The 5,987-nt window shown below is 58.7% G+C and carries 5 protein-coding genes; 4 read left to right on the top strand and 1 reads right to left on the bottom strand.

Translation table 11 applies throughout. The features are described from left to right. Nucleotides 1-30 precede the first annotated feature (30 nt). Nucleotides 31-1,431 carry a glutamine synthetase family protein gene (locus VN623_RS04615; protein WP_325568601.1) on the bottom strand — a complete coding sequence of 467 codons (1,401 nt, stop codon included), beginning with the start codon at nucleotides 1,429-1,431 and terminating at the stop codon, nucleotides 31-33. A gap of 404 nt (nucleotides 1,432-1,835) precedes the next feature. Between VN623_RS04615 and VN623_RS04610 the strand changes: the two genes are divergently transcribed. The 4 genes from VN623_RS04610 to VN623_RS04595 all read left to right on the top strand — a co-directional run bounded on the left by VN623_RS04610 (nucleotide 1,836) and on the right by VN623_RS04595 (nucleotide 5,974). Continuing rightward, the gene (locus tag VN623_RS04610) at nucleotides 1,836-2,942 is read left to right on the top strand and encodes a polyamine ABC transporter substrate-binding protein (RefSeq protein WP_325568599.1); all 1,107 of its coding nucleotides are present in this window, start codon (nucleotides 1,836-1,838) and stop codon (nucleotides 2,940-2,942) included. A gap of 99 nt (nucleotides 2,943-3,041) precedes the next feature. Next, nucleotides 3,042-4,241 (top strand): ABC transporter ATP-binding protein, encoded by a 1,200-nt coding sequence (locus tag VN623_RS04605; protein ID WP_325568597.1) that lies wholly within the window; start codon nucleotides 3,042-3,044, stop codon nucleotides 4,239-4,241. A 9-nt stretch (nucleotides 4,242-4,250) separates the two neighbouring features. Further along, nucleotides 4,251-5,153: an ABC transporter permease gene (locus tag VN623_RS04600; RefSeq protein WP_325568595.1), complete on the top strand. Its 903-nt coding sequence runs from the start codon at nucleotides 4,251-4,253 to the stop codon at nucleotides 5,151-5,153. Further along, a complete protein-coding gene (locus VN623_RS04595) occupies nucleotides 5,150-5,974 on the top strand; it encodes an ABC transporter permease (protein ID WP_325568593.1) in 825 nt (274 codons plus the stop codon). Before VN623_RS04600 ends, VN623_RS04595 begins: the two co-directional genes overlap by 4 nt. The last annotated feature ends 13 nt before the right edge of the window (nucleotides 5,975-5,987 follow it).

Below are 5,987 nucleotides of genomic sequence, written 5' to 3'. Positions count from 1 at the left end.
CGTAACGCGCTCACGAATGGGCCCGGCTGATTACACGCTGAGCAGCAGGTGTTCGCGTTCCCAAGGACTGATGACTCGCATGAATTCCTCGAATTCGCTGCGTTTCAACGCCAGATAGACGTGGCAGAAGCGCTTGCCGAGAACATCGTGCAGCGGCGTGCTTTCTTCGAACTCGGTCAACGCTTCAAGCAATCCACGCGGCAACTGATGCGCGTTTCGATAGGCGTTGCCGACGACGGCAGGGCGATGCGCGAGATTGTTCTTCATGCCGAGGTAGCCGCACGCCAGGCTTGCGGCGAGTGCCAGATAGGGATTGGCATCGGCGCCTGCGAGGCGCGTTTCCACGCGCCGCGCTGAGTCGGGTGAAATCGGCACGCGGAGTCCTGCCGAGCGGTTGTCGTAACCCCACTCGACGTTGATCGGCGCCGCGCCATTCGGCACAAGCCGGCGGTACGAATTCACGTACGGCGCGAGGAGACACATCGCGGCAGACAAATAGGCCTGTTGCCCGGCGAGGAAGCTGAAGAAAAGCTTGCTCGGTTCGCCGTTGCCCATTGTGAATATGTTCTTGCCCGTCTTGATATCGACGACGCTCTGATGGATGTGCATAGCGCTGCCTGGTTGGTTCGCAAGCGGCTTTGCCATGAATGTTGCGTAGCAATTGTGCGTGAAGGCGGCTTCCCGGATCGTCCGCTTGAAAAGAAAGATTTGATCCGCAAGGTCGACGGCATTGCCGTGCAGCAGATTGATTTCGAGCTGCGCCGCGCCGCCCTCCTGAATGATCGTGTCGATCTTCAAATACTGGCGTTCCGCAAATTCGTAGATGTCGTCGACGATCTTGTCATATTCATCGACGGCGCCAAGGCTGTAGGCCTGCCGGCCAGCACCGGGACGCCCAGAGCGTCCCATCGGGGGCTCGAGGGGATAATCGGGATCGGGGTTGGTTTTGGTCAGATAAAATTCGAGCTCCGGGGCGACGACCGGGAGCCAGCCCTCTTTGGCGTAAAGCCCGACGATGTGTTTCAAGACGTTGCGCGGCGCGATCTCGATGGGCTCGCCCTTTTGTCCTTGCGCATCGTGGATCACTTGGGCGGTCGGGCTCGACGCCCAGGGCGCTGGCCGGATCGTCGCGAGATCCGGCACCATCATCAAGTCGCTCTCGGCATAAAGCAGCTGATCATCTTCCTCGAACCCGACGTAGTCGCCGGTAATCGTCTGATGGAAGATCGAGATCGGCAGATGGATGGCTTCGAGCTTGACGAATTTTTCGGCAGGCATCGTCTTGCCGCGAGCCACGCCCGCGATATCCGGCACGGCGCAGTCGACTTCCTCGATCCTGTGCTGCCGCAGCCAGTCGCGAAGTGCTTCGGGGGTTGACCCGACACCGTACTCGCCGTCGTCGTTGGGCGTTGCTCCAACTTGACCGATCATTTGGGCACCTTGACGTTCATTTGCTGGCGGCTGGTCCGACGATCGGCGTACCGCGATAACTGTCTCTACCACGCCGCCGCACCAAGGCCGCCGGTCGCAAAGTCACGGCGGCAACGATCCTCGGACCCAGGGGTATCGAGATTAAGACAGTCGGCGAGGTTAGCCAAAGCTGGCACCGCGACAAGGTTATTGTCATCATAAATGCTGAACGACCTCAAGATGCGTAAATCGGGGCAGGGTCCTCAGCCCGCGCCGCCCGCGCATCATTTATCCTGCGACCCGTTGTACTTCACGGCCGTTGTGCGCAGAATGGTCAATGTTGTGATCGCCGTGGGACGCTAGGAGGCCCGTGCGTTGGCAGGGTTAGCTGCCGGCTTAAACGTGGTCCGTGGGAGGAAGTTCGGATGGTAAGTCTTGGAAAAACGGCATTATGCGCCGCGGTCTGTTTTGCGGTTGCGACCGCGTTCGGTCAGGCAACGTTTGCCGAAGACAAGATCGTGAGAGTCTATAACTGGTCCGACTATATCGATCCGAAAATTCTCGAGGACTTCACGAAAGAGACCGGCATCAAGGTCGTCTACGATGTCTTCGACAGCAACGAGGTCCTGGAAACGAAGCTCCTCGCGGGCGGCAGCGGTTATGACGTCGTCGTTCCGACGGGCCCGTTCCTGTCTCGTCAGATCGCGGCCGGCGTTTTCCAGAAGCTCGACAAATCAAAGCTGCCGAACCTTTCGAATATGTGGCCCGAAATCATGAAGCAGCTGGCCGTCTACGACCCCGACAATCAATACGCGATCAATTATATGTGGGGAACGACCGGCATCGGTTACAACGAGGAGAAGGTCAAACAGCGGATGGCGGACGCGCCGGTTGACTCCTGGGATCTGATCTTCAAGCCTGAAATCCTCGCGAAGTTCAAAGACTGCGGCGTCATGGTGCTTGATGCGCCGGACGACATTCTGCCGGCGGCGCTCAATTACCTCGGCCTCGATCCGAACAGCTCGAATCCGGAAGACATCAAGAAGGCCGGCGAGCTTCTGGAAAAAGTCCGGTCGAGCATTCAGAAATTCCATTCCTCCGAATACATTAATGCTCTCGCCAACGGCGACATCTGTATTGCTGTCGGCTACTCCGGCGACATCCTGCAGGCACGCAATCGCGCCGAAGAGGCAAAGAACGGCCAGAAAATCAAGTATTCGCTGCCGAAGCAGGGCGCGCAAATGTGGTTTGACGAAATGGCCATTCCCGCTGACTCCAAGCATTCGGAGGAAGCGCACGCATTCCTCAATTACATGATGAGGCCGGAGGTCATAGCCAAGGCCTCCAACTATGTTGCCTACGCCAACGGCAATCTCGCATCACAAAAATTCCTCGACGATGCCGTGAAGTCGGACCCATCCGTCTATCCGGACCCGGAAACGATGAAACGGCTGTTCGTCAAAACGTCTTATGACCCGAAGACGCAACGGGTCGTCACGAGAACTTGGACGAAGGTTGTGACGGGCGAATAGTCTGCACATCATCGAAGGCCCGGTCGAGGATCGGGCCTTCAGTGTCTCGGCTGAGGCGAGCTGGGTGAGTGCCGCAGTTGCGACTACGAGAGGTTGATCATGTCGGTTGCCACTGCCAGCGACGCAAAGCCCGCCGCTTCGCCGAGTGGGACGAAAGCCGGCCCGCGAACCGCCGCACCGCAGTCGGGCTTCGCGCCCTGGAAAGACCCGGCAAAGTCGCCGATCGTGCGCTTCGAAAACGTAACGAAGAAGTTCGACGACTTCGTCGCGGTGAAGAACGTGACACTCGACATTTACGAGCGAGAGTTTTTCGCGTTGCTCGGACCCTCTGGTTGCGGAAAGAGCACGCTACTGCGGATGCTTGCGGGATTTGAGCGTCCGACGGAGGGCCGCCTCATCGTCGCCGGCAATGACATCACGGAACTGCCGCCGTGCGAGCGGCCGCTCAACATGATGTTCCAGTCCTACGCGCTTTTTCCGCATATGACGGTCGAAGGTAACATCGGCTTTGGGCTGCGCCAGGAGGGCATGGAAAAGGCCAGGATGGCCGAGCGCGTCGAGGAAGCGATGACGATGCTCGAGCTTCGCCCGTTCGCCAAACGCAAACCGCATCAGCTCTCCGGCGGCCAGCAGCAGCGCGTCGCGCTTGCGCGCGCCATCGCCAAGAAGCCGCACATCGTTCTGCTCGACGAACCGCTCGGCGCGCTCGACAAGAAGCTCCGTCAGCAGGCGCAGTTCGAGCTTATGCGCATTCAGGAAACGACCGGCACGACATTCATCATCGTCACACATGACCAGGAAGAGGCGATGACCGTCGCAAGCCGTATCGCCGTCATGGATAAGGGCGACCTCGTACAGGTAGCGACGCCCGGCGATATCTACGAAAATCCGAAAACACGCTACATCGCGGGCTTTATCGGCGACGTGAATGCCTTTGAAGGCACGGTCTCTGCCGTTTGCGACGGCTGCATAGAAATTGACGCGAAGGACGGCTATCGCTTTAAGACCCGCAGCTCCGAACCCGTGACGGTTGGACAGCAGGTATGGCTGGCGCTAAGGCCGGAAAAAATACGCATCGGTCACGATCAGCCTTCGAGCGCCATCAACGCCATTCCCGGCAAGGTCGAAGACGTCGGCTATCTCGGATCGATTTCGCACTACCACGTCCGCACCGCACCCGGAGAACGCATCACCGCGCTAAGAGCGAATTCTGCGCACACCGTCGAACGCCCCATCAGCTGGGAAGATCAAGTCTGGCTCGATTGGCCGGTAGACGCAGGCGTGGTTCTGACACGCTAGGGGCAGCTGATGAGCAGCACGATCAACTCCGGTCCCAGGCGCTGGTACGTGATTGCGGCGCCCTATCTCTGGCTGCTTCTGTTTTTCCTCGTCCCATTCTTCATCGTTTTCAAGCTCTCTCTCTCTGATACCGCGATCTCCATTCCCCCCTACACGCCGACATTCAGTTGGCAGGGTATTTCCGAGTTCTTTTCGAAGCTCGATTTCGACAACTACACCTTCATCTTCAGCGATCCGCTTTATATCAATGCGTACTGGTCGAGTTTGCAGATCGCCGCCGTCTCGACGTTCCTGACGTTGCTCATCGCCTACCCGATCGCATACGGCATGGCGCGCGCTCCGAAATCATGGCAGCCGACACTGATGATGCTGGTCATCCTGCCGTTCTGGACGTCCTTCCTGATCCGGATCTACGCTTGGATCGGCATCCTGAAAAAAGAAGGGCTGCTCAATCTGTTCCTGATGAATTGGGGCATCATCAACGAGCCTTTGAGCATCCTGAACACGACCACGGCCGTCTACATCGGCATCGTCTATTCATACTTGCCGTTCATGATCCTGCCTCTCTATGCGAGCCTTGAAAAGATCAGCCCGGCGCTCCTCGAAGCTGCCGAAGATTTAGGCTCCAGGCCCTGGAAGGCGTTCTGGCAGGTGACGTTTCCATTATCGCTGCCGGGCGTCTATGCCGGCTGCCTGCTCGTTTTCATTCCGGCCGTCGGCGAGTTCGTCATTCCCGACCTGTTGGGCGGCTCGCAAACGCTGATGATCGGTAAGACTTTGTGGAGCGAGTTCTTCAATAACCGCGACTGGCCACTCGCCTCGGCGGTTGCCGTCGTGCTGCTGCTCGTGCTCGTCATTCCAATCGTCCTGTTCCAACGCCAGCAACAAATGGAACGGGAGGCCGGACGATGAGATCCCGCTTCTCCTGGTTCAACGCCACGGCAATCACGCTCGGCTTTGCGTTTCTCTACATCCCAATCCTGCTGCTCGTGATCTACAGCTTCAACGAGTCCAAGCTGGTTACGGTGTGGGGCGGCTGGTCGACGAAATGGTACGGATCCCTGCTTGAAAATCAGAGCCTGAAAGATGCCGCGTGGGTTACGATCCGCGTCGCTTTTCTGTCGGCAACGGTCGCAACCGCCCTCGGCACGCTCGCCGCGATCACGCTGGTGCGGCTCGGCCGCTTCCCTGGGCGCACGCTGTTTTCGGGCATGATCTTTGCGCCGCTCGTGATGCCCGAAGTTATCACCGGATTGTCCCTGCTTCTGCTGTTCGTCGCGCTCGATCTTGACCGAGGCTTCTGGACGATCACCATTGCGCATATCACTTTCACGATGTGCTTCGCCGCCGTCGTCGTGCAAGCGCGCCTCGCCGATTTCGATAAATCCGTCGAAGAGGCCGCCATGGATCTGGGCGCGACGCCCGTCAATACGTTCTTCCAGGTGACGCTGCCGATCATCGCGCCGTCGGTCATTTCGGCGTGGCTTCTGTCATTTACGCTCTCTCTCGACGACCTCGTGATAGCGAGCTTCACGACCGGCCCCGGCGCTACGACGCTGCCGATGAAGATTTACAGCCAGGTGCGCCTTGGCGTGACCCCGGAGATCAACGCCATCTCGACGATCCTGATCGGCATTGTCACGCTCGGCGTATTGATCGCCGCGTATTTCTCGAAGCGCTCGGCGGAACGCGAAGACCAAGAACGCCGCCGGGCGTTCGGCGCCGTCGGCTAGGAACCTTGATTCC

The organism is Hyphomicrobium sp. (genome assembly GCF_035572195.1).
Lineage (GTDB): Bacteria > Pseudomonadota > Alphaproteobacteria > Rhizobiales > Hyphomicrobiaceae > Hyphomicrobium_B.
Note: the sequence above shows the minus strand (reverse complement) of the source record. Positions and strands in the feature narration are given on the sequence as shown.